Origin of the sequence: Cognatundibacterium luofuense (assembly GCF_018139685.1) — a bacterium.
Lineage (GTDB): Bacteria > Pseudomonadota > Gammaproteobacteria > Burkholderiales > Burkholderiaceae_D > Undibacterium > Undibacterium luofuense.
Genome location: NZ_JAGSPN010000349.1, coordinates 1 through 347, shown reverse-complemented (window position 1 = coordinate 347; position 347 = coordinate 1). Strand labels below are relative to the sequence as shown.

1 pseudogene is annotated in these 347 nt (G+C 57.1%); it reads left to right on the top strand.

From position 1 onward, the window contains the following. Positions 1-318, top strand: a pseudogene (locus tag KDM89_RS20735) (AzlC family ABC transporter permease); the annotation flags it as partial. Between the last annotated feature and the right edge of the window lie 29 nt (positions 319-347).

Genomic DNA, 347 nt, shown 5'->3' with positions numbered 1-347 from the left:
AAGGGCTTGATTTTCCCTAACTGGCTGTCCTGGCAGGCCGGTTCCATTATCGGGATTCTGGCAGGCAGTCAGGTGCCGGAATCCTGGGGGCTGGGCTTCGCAGGTACGTTAGCGATACTTTGTGTCATGCTGCCCCTGATACTCAACCGTGCTGCGACCGTGGGGGTGCTGGTATCCGGTGTCGCCGCACTGGTGACCTTTGCTTGGCCTTATAAGCTGGGCTTACTGTTTTCTGTTGTAGTTGGGATGGCAGCCGCGATGTTGTTTGAAGAATACTGTACGCCTTCGCGTGCCGCCGGGGAGCAGCGCGATGCGTGATCTCGATGTCTGGCTGACGATTGCTTTGT